This window comes from Corallococcus sp. AB032C, assembly GCF_003668935.1.
Taxonomy (GTDB): Bacteria; Myxococcota; Myxococcia; order Myxococcales; family Myxococcaceae; genus Corallococcus; species Corallococcus exiguus.
Genome location: NZ_RAWP01000011.1, coordinates 81,809 through 98,401, shown reverse-complemented (window position 1 = coordinate 98,401; position 16,593 = coordinate 81,809). Strand labels below are relative to the sequence as shown.

The 16,593-nt window shown below is 68.7% G+C and carries 17 protein-coding genes; 9 read left to right on the top strand and 8 right to left on the bottom strand.

Going from position 1 to position 16,593, the window contains the following annotated elements:
- Positions 1-13 precede the first annotated feature (13 nt).
- The 3 genes from D7X99_RS07160 (at position 14) to D7X99_RS07150 (ending at position 3,478) form a co-directional block, all read left to right on the top strand.
- Positions 14-607, top strand: a complete 594-nt coding sequence (locus D7X99_RS07160) for a TetR/AcrR family transcriptional regulator (RefSeq protein WP_121777092.1) — start codon at positions 14-16, stop codon at positions 605-607.
- Between the two features lie 88 nt (positions 608-695).
- Positions 696-2,081: an ATP-dependent RNA helicase DbpA gene (gene dbpA / locus D7X99_RS07155; protein ID WP_121777091.1), complete on the top strand. Its 1,386-nt coding sequence runs from the start codon at positions 696-698 to the stop codon at positions 2,079-2,081.
- A gap of 50 nt (positions 2,082-2,131) precedes the next feature.
- A complete protein-coding gene (locus D7X99_RS07150) occupies positions 2,132-3,478 on the top strand; it encodes a Fic family protein (protein ID WP_121777090.1) in 1,347 nt (448 codons plus the stop codon).
- Between the two features lie 6 nt (positions 3,479-3,484).
- Here the strand turns inward: D7X99_RS07150 and D7X99_RS07145 are convergent, their stop codons facing one another.
- The 3 genes from D7X99_RS07145 to D7X99_RS07135 all read right to left on the bottom strand — a co-directional run bounded on the left by D7X99_RS07145 (position 3,485) and on the right by D7X99_RS07135 (position 6,168).
- A complete protein-coding gene (locus D7X99_RS07145; protein ID WP_233597515.1) occupies positions 3,485-4,168 on the bottom strand; it encodes an abortive infection system antitoxin AbiGi family protein in 684 nt (227 codons plus the stop codon).
- 128 nt (positions 4,169-4,296) lie between these two features.
- A complete protein-coding gene (locus D7X99_RS07140; RefSeq protein WP_121777133.1) occupies positions 4,297-5,550 on the bottom strand; it encodes an APC family permease in 1,254 nt (417 codons plus the stop codon).
- 84 nt (positions 5,551-5,634) lie between these two features.
- On the bottom strand, positions 5,635-6,168 hold the full coding sequence (locus D7X99_RS07135) for a hypothetical protein (protein WP_147476050.1): 534 nt from the start codon (positions 6,166-6,168) through the stop codon (positions 5,635-5,637).
- Here D7X99_RS07135 and D7X99_RS07130 point away from each other — a divergent pair.
- Positions 6,167-7,381 (top strand): hypothetical protein, encoded by a 1,215-nt coding sequence (locus tag D7X99_RS07130; RefSeq protein ID WP_147476049.1) that lies wholly within the window; start codon positions 6,167-6,169, stop codon positions 7,379-7,381. The two genes, D7X99_RS07135 and D7X99_RS07130, sit on opposite strands and share 2 nt — an antisense overlap.
- On the opposite strand, the gene D7X99_RS07125 is transcribed toward D7X99_RS07130, so the two are convergent.
- Positions 7,365-8,414 carry a GNAT family N-acetyltransferase gene (locus D7X99_RS07125; protein WP_121777087.1) on the bottom strand — a complete coding sequence of 350 codons (1,050 nt, stop codon included), beginning with the start codon at positions 8,412-8,414 and terminating at the stop codon, positions 7,365-7,367. The genes D7X99_RS07130 and D7X99_RS07125 overlap by 17 nt on opposite strands.
- A gap of 241 nt (positions 8,415-8,655) precedes the next feature.
- Complete coding sequence (locus D7X99_RS07120) at positions 8,656-9,657, bottom strand: endonuclease/exonuclease/phosphatase family protein (RefSeq protein WP_121777086.1); 1,002 nt, start codon at positions 9,655-9,657, stop codon at positions 8,656-8,658.
- A 300-nt stretch (positions 9,658-9,957) separates the two neighbouring features.
- Between D7X99_RS07120 and D7X99_RS07115 the strand changes: the two genes are divergently transcribed.
- The 5 genes from D7X99_RS07115 to D7X99_RS07095 all read left to right on the top strand — a co-directional run bounded on the left by D7X99_RS07115 (position 9,958) and on the right by D7X99_RS07095 (position 14,556).
- Complete coding sequence (locus D7X99_RS07115) at positions 9,958-11,523, top strand: DUF4153 domain-containing protein (RefSeq protein ID WP_147476048.1); 1,566 nt, start codon at positions 9,958-9,960, stop codon at positions 11,521-11,523.
- Between the two features lie 31 nt (positions 11,524-11,554).
- Positions 11,555-12,124 (top strand): TetR/AcrR family transcriptional regulator, encoded by a 570-nt coding sequence (locus tag D7X99_RS07110; RefSeq protein WP_169849093.1) that lies wholly within the window; start codon positions 11,555-11,557, stop codon positions 12,122-12,124.
- Positions 12,121-12,783, top strand: a complete 663-nt coding sequence (locus tag D7X99_RS07105; protein WP_121777084.1) for a hypothetical protein — start codon at positions 12,121-12,123, stop codon at positions 12,781-12,783. Before D7X99_RS07110 ends, D7X99_RS07105 begins: the two co-directional genes overlap by 4 nt.
- The gene (locus tag D7X99_RS07100) at positions 12,780-13,460 is read left to right on the top strand and encodes a TVP38/TMEM64 family protein (RefSeq protein WP_121777083.1); all 681 of its coding nucleotides are present in this window, start codon (positions 12,780-12,782) and stop codon (positions 13,458-13,460) included. The genes D7X99_RS07105 and D7X99_RS07100 overlap by 4 nt, the downstream gene beginning before the upstream one ends.
- 211 nt (positions 13,461-13,671) lie before the next feature.
- The gene (locus D7X99_RS07095; protein ID WP_121777082.1) at positions 13,672-14,556 is read left to right on the top strand and encodes a DMT family transporter; all 885 of its coding nucleotides are present in this window, start codon (positions 13,672-13,674) and stop codon (positions 14,554-14,556) included.
- 54 nt (positions 14,557-14,610) lie between these two features.
- Here the strand turns inward: D7X99_RS07095 and D7X99_RS07090 are convergent, their stop codons facing one another.
- The 3 genes from D7X99_RS07090 to D7X99_RS07080 all read right to left on the bottom strand — a co-directional run bounded on the left by D7X99_RS07090 (position 14,611) and on the right by D7X99_RS07080 (position 16,240).
- Positions 14,611-15,036, bottom strand: a complete 426-nt coding sequence (locus D7X99_RS07090; protein WP_121777081.1) for a hypothetical protein — start codon at positions 15,034-15,036, stop codon at positions 14,611-14,613.
- Complete coding sequence (locus D7X99_RS07085) at positions 15,033-15,326, bottom strand: hypothetical protein (RefSeq protein ID WP_147476047.1); 294 nt, start codon at positions 15,324-15,326, stop codon at positions 15,033-15,035. Before D7X99_RS07085 ends, D7X99_RS07090 begins: the two co-directional genes overlap by 4 nt.
- A 263-nt stretch (positions 15,327-15,589) precedes the next feature.
- A complete protein-coding gene (locus tag D7X99_RS07080; protein WP_121777079.1) occupies positions 15,590-16,240 on the bottom strand; it encodes a DUF2306 domain-containing protein in 651 nt (216 codons plus the stop codon).
- Positions 16,241-16,593: the final 353 nt, after the last annotated feature.

Genomic DNA, 16,593 nt, shown 5'->3' with positions numbered 1-16,593 from the left:
CAAGGAGGGTGACGTGGCGCGGACGCGGGCGTTCGACGAGACAGAGGCGGTGCGGGCGGCGTTGGGAGTGTTCTGGTCGCGCGGCTACGAGGCGACGTCGCTGTCGGACCTGGAGGCCGCGACGGGGCTGAACCGCTCCAGCCTGTACCAGACGTTCGACAGCAAGCGCGGGCTGTTCGCGCGGACCATCTCGCTGTACCTCCAGGAGGTCATCGGGCCCCGCCTGGGTGTCTTCGCGAAGGACGCGCCGGGCCTGGCGCAGGTGACGGAGTACTTCGAGTCGCTCGCGGCGACCATGGCCACCGCGCCGCCAGCGCTGACCCGGCGGGGTTGCCTGCTGGTGAACACGGCGACGGAGCTGGGTCCGCATGACGCGGAGGCAAAGCAGGCGGTGGAGGACTACCGGGCGCTGCTGCGAGGCCACCTGGCGCGGGCCCTGGAGGGCGCGGCCCGGGCGGGCGTGCTGCCTCGCAAGACGGTGGCGCGCCGGGTGGAGCTGCTGCTGGGCGCGGTCATCGGGGTGCTCGTCACGGCGCGCGTGGACCCGGCGGCCGCGGCGAAGCTGGCCCAGGCGACGGCGAGCGAGGCGGCGGGCTGGGCGGGGTAGGGGGGCGCCGGGCTTGTCCGGCGTGGGAAGGCTGGTACAAGGGCGCGATCTCCCGAGGCGCCCCGTGCCTCCGTCCCCCGAGGCTCCGATGGAATTCTCCGCGCTCTCGCTGTCGCCCCCGCTGCTCCAGGTGCTGGAGGAGCTGGAGTTCAAGACCGCCACCCCCATCCAGGCACAGAGCATCCCGGTGCTGTTGCAGGGAAAGGACCTGGTAGGCCAGGCACGCACGGGCAGCGGGAAGACGGCGGCGTTCGCGCTGCCCATCCTTCAGAAGGTGAAGCTCACGCAGGACCGCCGGCTCCAGGCGTTGGTGCTCTGCCCCACTCGCGAGCTGTGCGCTCAGGTGGCGGGAGAGATTCGCCGGCTGGCTCGGCGGATGCCGGGCGTGCAGGTGCTGGCGCTCGCGGGAGGGCAGCCCATCCGGCCGCAGGTGGAGGCGCTGGAGAAGGGCGTGCACATCGGCGTGGGGACGCCCGGGCGCATCATTGACCTGCTGGACCGCGAGGTGCTGGACACGCGGCACCTGGCCACGGTGGTTCTGGATGAAGCCGACCGGATGCTGGACATGGGCTTCCGGGAGGACATGGAGCGGGTGCTTGGGGCAACGCCCTCGAAGCGGCAGACGGTGCTCTTCTCCGCGACGTTCCCGGACGACATCGAGAAGCTGAGCCGCGCGTTCCAGAAGGACCCCGTCCGGGTGTCGCTGGCGCAGGAGGAGGCCGCGCCGGACATCCAGCAGGTGGGGTACGCGTGCACGCCGGAGGAGAAGCAGGTGTTGCTGTTGCGGCTCCTTCGCCAGCACCAGCCGGCCTCCGCCATCGTGTTCTGCAACTTCAAGGCGGTGGTGGTGGAGCTGACGCGCGCGCTGGTGCAGGCGGGCGTGAGCGCGGACGGGTTGCAGGGCGACCTGGAGCAGTTCGACCGGGACCGGGTGATGGCGAAGTTCCGCAATCACAGCACGCGCGTGCTGGTGGCCACGGACGTGGCGGGCCGGGGCATCGACGTGGAGGCGCTGGACGCGGTGGTGAACTACGAATTGCCGCAGCAGCCGGAAGCGTACGTGCATCGCATCGGCCGCACGGGGCGCGCGGGCCGTCGCGGGCTGGCGCTGTCGCTGGTGACGCGTTCGGACAGCCGCAAGGTGGAGGACATCGAAGGGACGACGGGCGTGAAGCTGGAGAAGGGGGACGTGGACGCGCTGGTGCCGGAGAACGTGCCGGGCGTGTCGCTCATCTCCGGCTGGGAGACGCTGTCCATCTCCGCGGGGCGCAAGGACAAGATGCGGCCCGGAGACATCCTGGGCGCGCTGACGGGCGAGGCGGGCGGGTTGAAGGCGGAGGACGTGGGCAAGATTGAAATCCACGACCATCACGCCTTCGTCGCCGTCTCCAAGCGCGTGGTGAAGGTCGCGTTCCAGCGGCTGAGCGAGGGCCGCATCAAGGGCCGCAAGCACCGCATCGAACGCGTGCGGTAGGGCGCTACTAATTCTCAGTGGAATTAGTAGTAGATTGGTAGTTCAAGCCCATGCGACTCCCTGCGACACCTCCTGACCTCCATGCATTCATCCAGACGGTTGCCAGGTCAGGGAAGGAGCGCCTTGTCGCTCTGCTGGATCACAAGGCCGTGGGGCCAGAGCTCGACGGGCGTTATCTCCATTGGGACGAGCTTCGCCGGCATCCCGCGCCCGAGGGCATGACGCATGAGGAGTGGTGGTACCGGGTCAAGACCGCGCGAACCACGTTGGGCGCCGACCTGCCGCTCCTGGATAAGACGGGGCAGCCGTTCTCATTCACCCGTCCTGATGGGCTCCTTTCAGGCCTGCACCGGATAGACCGGCAGCTCGGAAAGGGGCTGGAGCTGGCGGACCCTCAGCTGGCCAATGCGGGCGTCCGGGATCGATACATCGTCGAATCGTTGATGGAAGAAGCCATCACTTCCAGTCAGCTGGAGGGTGCCTCCACGACCCGAAAGGTCGCCAGGGAGATGCTGGAGCAGGGACGTCCGCCTCGGACCAAGGACGAGCGGATGATCTTCAACAACTTCCAGGCCATGGAGCTGATGCGCCGGAATGCGCATGTGCCTCTGACGACCTCACTGCTCCTGGAGCTTCACGAAACCATCACGCGTGACACGCTCGACCCAGGCGAAGAGGGCCGCTTGCGGCGCGGCGATGAGCCCATCACGGTCCAGGACCGGGCGAGTGGAGAGATCCTCCATGTCCCCCCTGATGCCAGTGAACTGCCTGCCCGATTGCGGAAGCTCTGTGCGTTCGCGAAAGGCTCCGATGGGAGCGTCTTCATCCATCCCGTCGTGCGCGCCATCGTGATCCACTTCATGCTCGCCTATGACCATCCCTTCGTGGATGGCAACGGCCGCACCGCACGGGCGCTGTTCTACTGGTGCATGATCCGGGAGGGATATTGGATCGCGGAGTTCCTCTCCATCTCCCGGATCATCCAGCGCGCCCAGATGCAATACAGCCGGGCGTTCCTGTTCACGGAGACGGACCGGGGAGACCTCACCTATTTCCTCCTGCACCAACTGGACGTCATCCAACGCGCGACCGATGACCTCTACGCGTATCTGGAGCGGAAGGGGCAAGAGGCCCGGCAGGTGGATCTCCTCCTCAAGGAGGATTCGGGCCTCAATCCCCGGCAGCGGGAATTGCTGGCGCATGCCCTCCACCATCCGACCGCGCGCTACGACATCCAGTCGCACCGGCGTCGGCACGGAGTGGTTTATCAAACCGCCCGACAGGACCTGCTCGACCTCGAAGCCGCGGGGTTCTTGGAGAGAGAGCAGGTCGCACGGGCCTACTTCTTCTCGCCTGTTGCCCACCTGGAGAGACGGCTCAAGAAGCACAAGCCCTGAGGCGGGTCACCCCGGCGCGCTCTTGCGCTCCGTCGCGACCGGCGCCTGCGTGTGCTTCGCCAGCGCCTCCATGATCTGCTCCGCCTTCCACCCCGGATCCAACACCGGGCAGAAGTAGCCCGGACCCGCGCGTTCGCGGACGGCCCAGGCGAAGAAGTCCCTCGCCACGGTGTGGACCTCTTCTGGCAGGAAGAGCGCCGCCACGTCGTACTCCGTGAAGCGCATGAGGCCTGGGACGCGCCACTCCCGCTCCCAGTCGAAGCGGTAGCTGTAGGGCGCGTTGTGCGCGTCACCCTGGATGTCCACGAAGGGCGTCACCGCCCACACGGGCTCCTTCTGGGGCTCCTTCGCCGCCAGGGCCTGGTCCAACTGGTGCTTCATCGCCAGGTGTGCCGGGGAGCCGTATTGCACGTACCAGACAGGGCCTCCGCCCTGCGACAGGATGAAGCTCTTCCGGAAGGCGATGCCGTACAGACTCCGGCGCTGCACCAGCCTCGCGAGTTGATCCAACGGAATCTCGCTGAAGCATACCGAGCGGTGCCGGTCCGCCACCGCCGCCTCCCGCCGCGCGATGCCAAACCCCTCCGCGCCCGGGATGAGCGTGCGCGCTCCCAGGATGCTCATCATGTTCTGGTAGGCATCGTGGTACGGGGGCCCGGGCTTCGTGAAGTGCACCACGAAGTCAGACATGTCCCGCCACTGCGCATTCGCCTGATACCCGAGCATCGCCTCGCGAGTGTCCCGGCCCGGTCCCTCCTTCGCAACACAACGTGCCGGGTTGTCCCAAGGCCTGCCCGCTCTCCTGACGTGCGAAGGCGTCAGGGCAGGCGGACGGGCGCTGGCTCCCTCGGCCGCGACAGCCGCATCAACGCCAGACCCGCGAGCACGGCCACCGACGCCACCGCCGCCTCCCGCGCGCTCGCGCCGAAGGCCACCAGCGTCAGCCCCAGCACCAGCGTGGGCACCGCCAGCAGCGCGTGCACCGGCCGCAGGTTCCGCTCCCGCCGCAGCGACAGCACCGCGAGCGCCGCCGCCGTGACACCGAATTGCATCAGCACCGCGATGGCGGAGAGCGCGAAGAGCTCCGACAAGTCCCCCAGGTTCACGAACCCCAACACCAGCGCCCACGTCACCGCCAGCGCCCGCATGGGCACGCCCGACGCGGACATGCGCTCCAGCCCGAACAGCGAACGCTCTCCGGAGGCCAGCGCGGACAGGTAGCGCGGCGTCGTCACCATCATCCCCACGCAGATGCCCAGCGCGGACACGCTCGTGCCCGCGCCGACCAACCGCTCCAGCCCCGCTCCGCCCCACACCCCCGCCGCCTGCGCCAGCGGGGCCCCCGCCCGCGCCAGGTCCGGTAGCGCCGCGACGCACGCCCACACGAGCCCCACGTACAGCAGCATCGCCAGGAGCAGCGAGCCCACCGTCGCCATGGGCACCGTGCGCTCGGAGGCGCGCACCTGTCCGGCGATGACCGGGACGATTTCGAAGCCCTGGTAGGCGAACATCACCGTCAGGCCCGCCTTCAGCCAGGACGCTCCCGTGGCGGGCAGCGGTGGCGGCACATCCCTGTCAGTCAGGAAGAAGAACGCACCCAACAGCACCGCCAGGGGCACGAGCTTCAGCACCGTGAGCGCTGTCCAGGTTCTCGCCGATACTCGGATGCCCGACGCCACCAGCGCCGCCAGGCCCGTCACCAGCGCGGAGGCCAGCAGCCGCTCGCCCATGGGCCCGCCCAGGCCCACCGATGGCGCCACTGCTCGCGCGAGGCCCGCCATCACCGCGGACGTGCTCAGGAAGGCGCTGACGTAGGCCACCCAGCCGACGAGGAACGACACGCGTTCGCCGAACGCCGCCCTCGCGAACACCACGGGCCCGCCATCCGAGTCGAACCGCCGGCCGAGCACCGCGAACGCGAACGCCACGGGCACCAGCGCCAGCCCCGTCAGCGCGAAGGCCCACACCGCGCCCAGACCGGGCGCCTGCGCAGCGACCTCCGCGGGTGCGAAGAAGATGCCGACGCCCACGATGCCGTTGACGCCCAGGGCCAGCAGTTGGAAGGGCCCGATGGTGCGCTCGGGCGCGACGCCGGAGGGAAGGGTGGACACGGCGTGGACTTCACTACACCCGCGCCCCGCGCACCATCGCCGTGCTCACGGATGGGCGAGCAGCACGCTCAGCGCCGCCATGCGCCCGGTCGCGGACTCCCGCTCCAGGGACTTCGGGATGGAGACGAACACGTCGTTCTCACGCAGGTCGCCGCAGGCGCGCGTGCCCCGGTAGTGCTTGCGGTCCCGCTCGATGACGAGGTTGTAGCCACACGGTCCCACCGACCCCATCAGTGCGTCCGGGCTGAGCGTCAGCGACGAGGGCTCGCCCGCGAAGGTGCCCATCATCTCCACCACGTCCGGACGCTCGGCCACGGTGAGGTCCACGGGTTTCTCTCCCACCGTGCCCTCGATGCGCCGCTCCGACAGCTTCAGGTCCACGGGGCGCTGGAAGGCCTGGCCCTTCAGCGCGTTGTCCGACAGCTGGAGCTTCAGGTCCGGACCCTGGAGGCCCTGCGCGTCGACGTTCGCACGCACGGTCGTCCGGGGCGTCCGCAGCTCCACGGTGTCGTTCTTCTTCGCCATGGCGGATCCGCCCGCGAGCAGGGCGGCAACGGTGAGGATGCGAGCGATTCTCATGCTCCAAAGCTGGGGCGTCGGGCCGCGCGTCACCAGGGCCATGCCCCGGCTGCTCGGCGGGCCGCACGTTCGTGATATCCGTGCGCGCGTGTCCCGCACGCGCCTGCTGGCCCTCCTCGTCGCACTCGTCGCCATCGTGGTCGCCGTCTGGCAGCGCTCCCGAGCAGTCGAACGGCTGGGCCAGGACTTCGACGAGGCGGTCTACCTGCCCATCGCCTTCACCTACGCCGGGATGCTGGATGAGGGCCGCTGGGGCGACATCGGCGCGCTCCGGGAGAACTTCGAACACCCGCCGCTGGTAAAGCTGCTCTTCGCCGAAGCCGTGCGCGTGACGGGCGCTCCAGAGCCGGACTGGCGGGACGTCCCCATGGGCCGGCCCATCCCGGACGCCGCGCGCCCCTCGTTCAACGTGACGCGAGGCCTGTCCGCGGTGGCCGGGGTGCTCCAGGTGGGGCTCGTCGCCCTCGTGGATCCGTTGGGCGCGCTCCTGCTCGCGTGGGACCCGTACCACACGAAGTACACGTCCCAGGCGTACCTGGAGGCGGTGCCGGGGCTGCTCGCGGTGCTCGCGCTGCTGACGTTCGAACGCGCCCGGCGAAGGGGCTTCGCGCCGGGATGGACGGCGATGTCCGGCGCGCTGCTGGGGCTCGCCGCGGCGGGGAAGTATCCCTATGGCCTGGTGGGCGGGCTCACGTTCCTGCCGTTCCTGATATCGGGCGCGCGCACGCGGTGGCGCCCGTGGGCCGCCATCGTCGTGTCCACGGCGGCGGTGTTCATCCTGGTGAACCCGGCCCTGTGGGCGTCTCCGTTCGCGTCGCTGTGGGAGTCCATCACCTTCCACTGGAACTACTCCCACAACGAGCACGTGCGCCGCGCTGGGCTGCCCTGGTACCAGCCGCTCGTGTTCCTCATGGACACGTGGCTGTCGGGCTCCGACCCGGGCATCTACCTCACGCACTTCAACGCACGGGCGCTGTTGCCGCTGGCGGTGCTGGGCCTGCCCCGGACGTGGCGCGAGCGGCCCGTGTGGGCATGGGCCGCCGTCGTGGGCCTGGTGTTCCTGCTGCTGTGGAACACCAAGTGGCCGCAGTACCTGCTGCTCGTCATCCCCGCGCTGTGCGTCTGCGCGGGCCGGGGCGTGCGGACCGTGGCCCGCCTTGCCGTGTGGCTGTTGCGCAAGGTGCAGGGCTCGCGCGTCAGCGCAGGTGCGTGAAGACGCACGGGTCCGCGGGCATGTCCAGGTCGCAGATGGGCATCAGGCACGTCACCTTCGCGCGGCGGGGCAGCGGCACCCAGCCCGAGCGCAACAACAGACAGGCCGCGGTGCCGGGCCCGCGCAACATGCCCGCGAACGCCACGCCCCGGCGCTCCATGTCCTGCATGGCCACCTGGAGCAGCCGCTGCCGGTCCTCGGTGGACACGGAGGCGTGGAAGGCCATCAGGTCCACCACCTCCGCGGTGAGCTCGCCCACGCCCGTCATCAACAGGCTGTGCGAGCTCACCAGCCCGCGCACCTCGCCTTCCTGTTCCAGCACGAAGGTCCGGGGCACGTCGCGGTACTGGAGCTGGGCCGCCAGCTGCTCGGTCGTGTACGTGTAGCCCAGCGTCACCGGGCGCAGCATGTCGTGGACCAACGCCGTGCAGCGGCCCAGGTCCGCCGGCTGGTAGGGGCGGATGCCCTGTCCGTCCGCCTCCCGGAAGCGGTGCCGCAGGAAGGGGTGCGCCAGCGTGAACAGCCTCCGCTCGTTGTCCGTGAACGACCAGCGGGCGAGCGCTCGCGCATCAAAGGCATACATCCACATCCCCAGGCCTCCAAAGAGGCGCGTGTTCCACGCATGCCTCCAGAAGCCCGGTGGGCGGGGCTCCGTGGTCGTGAAGCCCAGGGTGAGCCGCGCCGCCCGGTCCTGGTGCCGCCGGAGCAGCTCGTGCGCGAGCTTCGCGCCAATGCCCTGCCCTCGGTGGGAGTTCGTGACGGTGGCCCGCAGTCCATAGCTGCCGTCCACTTCCAGGCGTCCCAGGCGCAGCTTCGCCGGCTCCGCGAAGAGGGTGCCCACCAAGGTCTTTCCCTCGTACGCCGCCAGCAGGTAGTCGCGTGGCGCCTGGCCGCCGCGGAACAGCCGCCAGTCGCAGAAGCGCGAGTCCCAGACGGGGAGCGGGGCCGTCTTGCCGTAGGTGGATTGCCAGACGCGGTTGAGGAACCAGGACGCCTCGGAGGCGTCACCTTCGAAGGTGCGCACCTCAATCATGGCCTGCCCTCCAGGACGGGATGCCTGTGCACCCGAGGGTGGCGTGCCGCACGCATGCGCCATGAGCTTGCTTTCATGGCATGGAAGGTAGGGAGGGGGGCCGGGCTGGAAATCGGCCGCCGAGCCCGGCTCCTCCCTGGCTGTCATTGCCTCGTCAATGCGAGGCCTTCCGAGTGCGGTGGTCCACAGGCACCGCGCTGACAGGGCGGGGGAGTGTGCGGGGCTCGCCGTCCCGCGCGCTTCAGGGAGGGGTGAGCGCGAAGTCCGCGTACACCGCGCCGTGGTCGGAGCCGCCGTAGCCGCCGGTGGGCTCGCGGGCCACGCGGAAGGAGCCCGGCACATAGACGCCGCCCCCGTTGGGCGCGAGGTAGAGGTGGTCGATGGCCTGGCCCCTGCCGGAATAGAAATACGTCCAGGTCTCGTTGTCCGGCCGGTCCTTCGCGACGCGCAGCAGGGCCTGGTCCAGGGCGTTGATGGGCTCCGAGCCGGGGATGTCGTTGAGGTCTCCGCCGAGCACGATCATCGCGTCAGGGAACTCCCTCGCCGAATCGAGGATGATTTCCCGCGCGCCATTGGCCTCCGCCACGCGGCGGCCTGGATCGTCGTCCACCTTGGAGCGGAAGTGCGCCGCGAAGACGATGACCCGCGTGCCGTCCACGTCCACGTGGACCTCGAGCAGGTCGCGCGAGAAGCGGGTGGACGAACCATCTGGCCTGAAGAGGGATTGGTTGCGGTGGCTGCGCACTTCCGTGATGGCGTGGCGGGAGAGGACCGCCACGTCCACCGACGCCCGGGTGTAGGTCTCCCCGAGCATCGAGTGGGGGAACTGCGGGACCTTCTTCAGCAGCCCATCCAGCGAGCTCTGCGTTTCGACCTCTTCCAGGAGCACGATGTCCGCGTTGAGCGCGGTGATGGCCGGGCCGAGTTGGCCCACCTGCGCGTCGAACTGCTCCGGCGTGGGCAGCTCCTCGTAGTTGGTGCCGCCGCAGGAGCCCGTGTCGCAGACGGTGTCGAAGAGGCGATGCACGTTGAACGCCGCGATGCGCACGCGGGTGCCGGATGGATCCACCGGCGTTCCGCTGTCGGGCTGCGGGCAGTTGCCCTGGACGCAGGACCCGGCGTCCGGAATCGACTGGGTTTGAGGAGACCGGCCGTCACAGCCCGCGAACGCGAGCACCAGGCCCCACAGGGCGAGGGTCGAGCGGGGACGGAAGCGGAAGGGGAGCCGCGGCGGGGGTGACATCGGGGCGGCAACCTAACATCGGGCCTTCCCGGACGCCGCGCGGACCGGCCCGGAGTGTCCGTCGACGCGGCGCGGCTCGCATCTTCGTCCAGGGCGTGGACTCCCGGTACCTGTGATGCGGACCCCGGGTGGGAATGGCCCGTCGCTCCGGGCCCGGGCCGTGCCGACCGGCCACGGGAGGGGCGGCGCCGTTCAGCGTGGCTCCGCGACCGCTCGCCCCCGAGGCCCCCAGCCGTGCCGCCGGGCGTGAGCATCCTGGCGTTGTTCCGGGTGCTGTCGCGCCCGCGAGGTGCCGACGCCATGAACCCGTCCGTTCCCCTGTCTCCGCTTCCTCCTTCTCCCGCTCCCTCCGTCGCGGCCCCGGCCCGGCCCCTGCTGCCCTGGGTGCGCGCCCCTCGCCGGACGCTGGCGGCGTCGCTGACCGTGGGTGTGCTCGCGGAGGTCCTGCTCGAAAGGGCGCGCTGGGGCCTGGGCTTCCCGTTGCTGGTGGCGGTCCTGGTGGGCGCGCTCGCGTGGTTGGGCGGACGCGAAGGCTGGCAGCGCGCGCGGCCCAATGCGTGGCTGCTGGCGCCGCTGGGGCTGGTCAGCGTCTTCGTGGCGGTGCGGGACAGCTCCTGGCTCCTGCCGCTCAACGTGATGACCGCGGCCGTGCTCCTGATGATGCTGTCGCACTTCTGGGCCGCGGGTCGCGTGGAGCGGCTGGGGCTCACCGACTACATCGTCGTCTTCTTCGGTTCCGCCGCGCAGAGCCTGCTCTACCCGCCGGTGCTCGTCAGGGATAGCGTGGACATGCGGGGGCTCAAGACCCACTCGCGCCTCCTGGGTGCGCTGACGCGAGGCCTGCTGCTGGCGCTGCCGGTGCTGTTCGTGTTCGGGCTGCTGCTGGAATCCGCGGACGGCATCTTCTCCTCCACCATGCAGCGGCTCCTGTCGTTCGACATGGACCTGGGCACGCTGATGTCGCGCGGTATCGGCGTGGCGTTCGGCGCGAGCGTCGCGGCGGGCGTGCTGGGGCATGCGCTGCGCCGCCGCGCCACGAAGGAGCTGGGGGATGCGGAGGTGGCGTCCGCCACGCCGCGCCTGGGGCTCATCGAAGCGCTCACGCTCATCTTCGCCGTGAATGCGCTGTTCTTCGTCTTCGCGGCCTTCCAGGTGGCGTACCTGTTCGTCGGCGACGCGTCGTCGCCCGCTTCCGGCTACACCTTCGCGGAGTACGCGCGGCGCGGCTTCTTCGAGCTGGTGGTCGTCGCCTCGCTGACGCTGGCGCTGGTGATGGCCCTGACGCGCTGGACGCGGCGCGAGACGCGCGTGGCGCAGACGGTCTTCCGCGCGAGCACGTCGTTGATGGTGGTGCTGACGTTGATCATCCTCTCCTCGGCGATGCGGCGTCTTTCGCTGTACGAGGACGCGTTCGGCTACACGCTGCTGCGCGTGCACACGCACGTCTTCATGGTGGCGCTGGGCGCGGCGCTGGCCTGGCGCGCGGTGACGCTGTGGTGGAAGCCGGAGCGCTTCGCGGTGGGCGCGTTCGCCACGGCCCTGGGCTCGGTCCTCGTGCTCAACTTCCTCAACCCGGAGGCCTTCATCGTCCGCCACAACCTGGAGCGGTCCGCGCGCACCGGCGGTTCGCTGGACACCGAGATGTTCTTCGACCTGTCCGCGGACGCCGTGCCCGGGATGGTCCAGGCGGCCTCCACACTCAAGAATGGGGACCAGTGGCGTCTGGAGACCGTGCTGAGGGAGCACCAGGAGCGGTTGGCCCAGCGGGACACGGTGCCGGAGTGGAACGTCTCTCGCTTCCTCGCTCGCCGGGCGCTGCTGCGGACAGGAGCCTGGAGCGCGCCCGCCTCTGTCGGGTCAAATTGACAATAAATGCGTGCGTTGTCATAGTGTCCGCATGGTGACGACGATGACGGAGGACGAGACCGCCGCGCGCCGGGCGAAGATCCTGCTTGCCGCGCGGTGGTGCTTCCTCAACTTTGGCTTCGCGAAGACGTCGTTCGAGGACATCGCCAAACGAGCGCACCTCTCGCGCACGCTCCTCTACCGGGTCTTCAAGGACAAGGAAGACATCTTCAAGGCTGTCTTCGTGGACTGGCTGGTGTCTCGCCATCCCCTGGCGACGCAGGCGGCGAACGCACCGGACAGCAGTCCGTATGAGCGCTTGCTCAACGTGTGCCGCGTGATGGTGATCGAGCCCTGGGCGGAGATGGTCGGTACGTCCATGGGAGGTGAGTTCCTCGCGGCCTGCGAGCGGATCGATCCCGAGACCGATGAACTCCATCGCAAGGTCGCGCTGCGGTGCGTGGCCTCCATCCTGGGCGATGAGGCGAGCGCCGAGGTCTTCCTCCTCGCGCTCGACGGCCTCCTCGCGGACGAGCCCAAGGCGGCGGTGCTGGAGAAACGAACAGAGCTCCTCGCGGCGCGCTTCACCCCTCCCGCGAAGGAGAAGGGGAGGCGGAAGTGAAAGTCATCATTTTTGGCGCGAGCGGCATGGTGGGAGCGGGCGCCCTGCGCGAAGCGCTCAATGCTCCTGAGGTCGAAGCCGTGCTGAGCATCGGGCGACAGCCGTGTGGCGTCGAGCACCCGAAGCTGCGGGAGCTGCTGCTGCCCGACCTCTTCGAGTTCGCCGCCGTCGAGGACCAGCTCGTTGGCTACGACGCCTGCATCTGGGCGATTGGTGTGAGCTCGGTGGGGCTGGACGAGGCTGCCTACGCCCGATTGACCGAGGAGCTGACGCTCATCTGGGGGCGCGCGCTCCTCCGGCTCAACCCCGGACTCTCCTTCTGCTACTGCTCCGCGGGTGGCGCTGGCGGGAGCTCGATGTGGGCGCGCGTCCGGCAGCGCGTGGAGGGGGCGCTGAAGTCCATGCCGTTCCGGCACGCGGGCGCCGTCCGCCCCGCGTTCATCCGGGCGGGTCCCGGCATCCGGAGCCGCACGCGGGCCTATCAGGTTGGGGTGGTCCTGATGAAGCCACTCAACCCGCTCATCCCGTTCTTCATCCGGGTCTTCCCGTCCATGTTCACCACCTCCGAAAACCTCGGCCGCGCGATGCTCCGGGTCGTCGAGGGGAAGGCCGATCGCTTCATCCTCGAGTCGACCGACATCAACAGGGTTGGCGCATGAGCGCGCCGACTCGCTCGCTGCGAGTCGCGAGGCTGGGCGTCGTCGCGCTGGTGCTCCTGATACTCGCGGGCGCCTGGTACTTCGGCGTCTTCGCGCAGGTCTCCGACCCGAAGGCCCTGGCCCACACGCTCGTCGAGATGGGGATCTGGGGCTACCTCGCGTTCATCGTCGCGTACACGGTGCTCCAGCCGTTCGGGGTCCCCGGGACGATCTTCATCGTCGCGGCGCCGTTGATCTGGCCGTGGCAGACAGCGTTCGCGCTCTCGATGATTGGGACGATGTCCGCGAGCGTGGTGGGTTTCTCGTTCGCGCGCTTCGTGGCGAAGGACTGGGTTTCCGCGAGGATTCCCGCCCGGCTCCGCAAGTACGACGCTGCACTTGAGAGGAACGCCTTTCAGACGGTCGTGGTCCTGCGGTGGGTCCTCTGGATGCCGCAGGCGCTCCACGGGTTTCTTGGCGTCTCGAAGGTGGGGTTCTGGACCCACTTCTGGGGCTCGCTGGTGGGCTACGTGCCGCCGCTGCTCCTCGTGAGCTACCTCGGCAACGAGATGTTCGACGTGTCGGGGCGGATGCAACCCGGCGCGTGGCCCATCCTCGCCGGCCTGTTCATCGCCTCGCTTCTCATCGCCGCGCTCGCCCGGGCCTGCGAGCGAGGACACCGCCTACGGAAAGCCTGAAGCACTTCCCATCCTGGTGAACAACGCTGGCGCGACCTTGAAGGCGCCAGTGAAGGGCCGAGCGAGCAACCCTGCTCCGATGCCGTGGCCGGCCTGGGAACAGCCTCTCTCGGCGGGAACGGCAGGCCGCCCCTTCCGCATTCGGGTGCGCTCTCACCACATGGTGTTGAGCCGGTGAATCCGTGCGGCATCCTGGCTAGATTGCCGCGCCATGAGCGAAGTCGCCGGACGCCGTGTTTCAGCCCTGCCTCCCATTCCCGCGGTCCTCGTCGCCGTGGTGAGTGTGCAGGGGGGCGCCGCGCTCGCGAAGGGGCTCTTCCCCGTCCTGGGCGCGGTGGGCGCCGCGGGCCTGCGCCTGGTGCTGGCGTCGGTGATGCTGCTGGTGTTCTTCCGTCCGCCGCTGTTGCGCTACACGCGGGCGCAGTGGGCGGCCGTCGTTCCGTATGGCGTGGCGCTGGGCGTGATGAACCTCACGTACTACCTGGCCATCGCGCGCATCCCGCTGGGGCTCGCGGTGACGCTGGAGTTCGTGGGGCCCTTCGTGCTCGCGGTGGTGGGTTCGCGCAAGGCGTTGGACTTCGTGTGGGTGCTCTTCGCTGCGACGGGCATCGTATTGATTACGCCGTGGACGGCGACCCCCGGCGGGTTGGATCCGCTGGGCGTGGTGCTGGCGCTGACGGCGGGCGCGTGCTGGGCGCTCTACATCCTGGCGGGAGGAAGGCTGTCGCGCCGCGTGCCGGAAGGGCAGGGCGTGGCGGCGGGCATGGTGGTGGCCATGCTGACGGTGCTGCCCTTCATGTTGAGCGAGGGTCACCTGGAGCGGATGACGCCAGGGCTCTTCGCCGCGGGCGTGGGCGTGGCGCTGTTGTCCAGCGCGTTGCCGTACACGCTGGAGATGATGGCGCTGGGCCAGCTCTCCAGCCGCACCTTTGGCATCCTGATGAGCCTGGAGCCCGGCGTGGCCACGGTGGTGGGGTGGCTGTTCCTGCGCGAGCAGCTCACGCCCCTGCAATGGATGGCGGTCGGGCTGGTGAGCGTCGCGTCCGCGGGAGCGACGCTGACGGCGAAGCGGCCTCCTCCGCCCGTGGAGGCGTGAGGGGGTAGGGTTTCGTGGTGCGGTGGTTCGGCGGGCGCGGTGGTGGGCGAGCCGCTAACGCTGTTGCGCGACGATGAGTCCGCGTCGCACATCGACGGCGTAGAGCCCTCCGGCATCCGTGCCTGTGTCGTTCGGGTCGCAGATTTCAGTGCGCGCGTAGATGCCGACCAGGACGATGCCGTCCGGCAGTTGCTCCACCGACACCTGGTAGATGTCGCGACGGAAGAGGCACAGTTCGACCGGCGTGGCGTCCTTGGGTGGCTTGCGGTCCAGGGGGAGGTAGTCATCCATCGCGAGTTGGACGGCGGTCGCGATGTCCCCACTCAGCAGTGTTGTCCGGCCCTCCTGAAAGGGCAGGGCAGGGAAGACGAATTTCTGGGCCTCTTCGGGAGGCGCATGGGGTGGGCGCATCGAGCGCTGGAACAGGGAGCACCCGCTCAACGCAACGAGCGACAGAACGAGGATTGGCGCACGTTTCATCGGGAGTCCTCCGGCACGGGTTGAATGATGCCATTCACCTTGTCCATGACGCGCCCGATGAGCACCCAGCGGCGTCCGTCTCTCACGTAGACCTCCCCAGGGCGTTCCTGCTCAAGGTACGGAATGTACATCTGCACGGAGCATGTGGCGTCCATCTGCACGCGGAACGAGTAGCGCTGGCGAGACTTCCAGCGGTCTTGGATGGAAAGCGACGAGTAACGCCACGGGTGGGTGTGGTAGTCCGCGAGGATTGCCGTTCGCCCCCGCTCATCCACCACTCTTTTCGGCACGCGGCAATCCTTGAAGTCGCTGTTCTCCGCGCTGGGGCGCCGCGTCTCCAGCGCAGCTGGCCAGGATGCATAGTAGCGACCCTCATGGGCGTAGATGACCCCGCAGTACTCCTGGCCATATTCGCCTCGCGCTGGCGCAGCGGCTGGCCCGCTTCCTCACGAACGAGGACAAGAAGCTGGCGCCTCCCCCATCTGCCCCGGAGGAGTAGCCGCCCTGAGGCATCCCCTCGTTTGCGATTTCCCCTCGGAACTTGCTCGCTCCCCTACCCCATGCGCTCTCCGAGGGAAGTCTTCAAATGAGGGGATGCCTCAGGGGGCCATCTGCGCGTGATGAAGTAGGCGACGCAGAGATTCGGAACCCAGCAAAGCCAGGCGACGATTCGATACGCCGAGATGAAGTCGCCCAGCGAGTGAACCAGTACAGGCATCCACAATCTCAGCGTGACCGCCGCGAAGCAAGCAGCGAAGCTGTAAGTCATCATGCGCCGGTGCTTCTCGACCCGCCGGTTCTTGATGAGCCAATAGGCAGAAGCTGTCGTCGAGAGCCAGACGACACCCAGACTGACGAAGCCGGATGCGGCGACGATTCCTCCCGTGGCGAAGAAGCCGATGTACACCGCCGAGAGTCCGCTCAGGAAGGCGGCACCGACGTAGACCTTTCCAATCAGCCGGTGGGCCCCCGAGTACCTGAGTCGCAGCCTCTCGACAAACTGAGTCCAGCCGACGGCTAGCGCGAGCCCACCCATCGAGATGTGCGTGTAGAAGGCCGCATTCCAGACGAGGCCTGCCAACAATCCTTCATCCTTTGAAGCACGAATCCCGAAGGTCGAGCCCATGAGGAAGTAGCTGATGGGATAGAGCCCCACGGCCACGCAGAGGGTGGCGAAGAAGAACAAGCGTGCCTTGCGTGTCATAGTGCAAATCCAGCGTTCGGCGTAGAGATGCGCCGTGTGGGAATCAATCGCCTTCGTTACGGAACGTGCGCCTCGCGATTGCCCTCGTGCGCCTAACGTGTCGGCCTGCATACTCCCCGTCGAGTTCCTCATCCGCAGGGAGCAAGTGTACTCCGCCCCATCCTGAGGCATCCCCTCATTTGAAGACTTCCCTCGGAGAGCGCATGGGGTAGGGGAGCGAGCAAGTTCCGAGGGAAAATCGCAAACGAGGGGATGCCTCAGGGCAGGGAGCGCTCGCGTCGTGTAAGAGGTAGCGGGAGTCTGGCATGGGATTACATGCCATCTAGCACGAACGCCGCTGCCCCCTCCCTACG

Bases quoted from the DNA above. Each gene is read 5' to 3' on its own strand.
- dbpA (WP_121777091.1), top strand. From the start codon at position 696: ATGGAATTCTCCGCGCTCTCGCTGTCGCCCCCGCTGCTCCAGGTGCTG.
- D7X99_RS07150 (WP_121777090.1), top strand. From the start codon at position 2,132: ATGCGACTCCCTGCGACACCTCCTGACCTCCATGCATTCATCCAGACG.
- D7X99_RS07145 (WP_233597515.1), bottom strand. From the start codon at position 4,168: ATGTCTGACTTCGTGGTGCACTTCACGAAGCCCGGGCCCCCGTACCAC.
- D7X99_RS07130 (WP_147476049.1), top strand. From the start codon at position 6,167: ATGCTCCAAAGCTGGGGCGTCGGGCCGCGCGTCACCAGGGCCATGCCC.
- D7X99_RS07135 (WP_147476050.1), bottom strand. From the start codon at position 6,168: ATGAGAATCGCTCGCATCCTCACCGTTGCCGCCCTGCTCGCGGGCGGA.
- D7X99_RS07125 (WP_121777087.1), bottom strand. From the start codon at position 8,414: ATGATTGAGGTGCGCACCTTCGAAGGTGACGCCTCCGAGGCGTCCTGG.
- D7X99_RS07120 (WP_121777086.1), bottom strand. From the start codon at position 9,657: ATGTCACCCCCGCCGCGGCTCCCCTTCCGCTTCCGTCCCCGCTCGACC.
- D7X99_RS07115 (WP_147476048.1), top strand. From the start codon at position 9,958: ATGAACCCGTCCGTTCCCCTGTCTCCGCTTCCTCCTTCTCCCGCTCCC.
- D7X99_RS07110 (WP_169849093.1), top strand. From the start codon at position 11,555: ATGGTGACGACGATGACGGAGGACGAGACCGCCGCGCGCCGGGCGAAG.
- D7X99_RS07100 (WP_121777083.1), top strand. From the start codon at position 12,780: ATGAGCGCGCCGACTCGCTCGCTGCGAGTCGCGAGGCTGGGCGTCGTC.
- D7X99_RS07095 (WP_121777082.1), top strand. From the start codon at position 13,672: ATGAGCGAAGTCGCCGGACGCCGTGTTTCAGCCCTGCCTCCCATTCCC.
- D7X99_RS07090 (WP_121777081.1), bottom strand. From the start codon at position 15,036: ATGAAACGTGCGCCAATCCTCGTTCTGTCGCTCGTTGCGTTGAGCGGG.
- D7X99_RS07080 (WP_121777079.1), bottom strand. From the start codon at position 16,240: ATGACACGCAAGGCACGCTTGTTCTTCTTCGCCACCCTCTGCGTGGCC.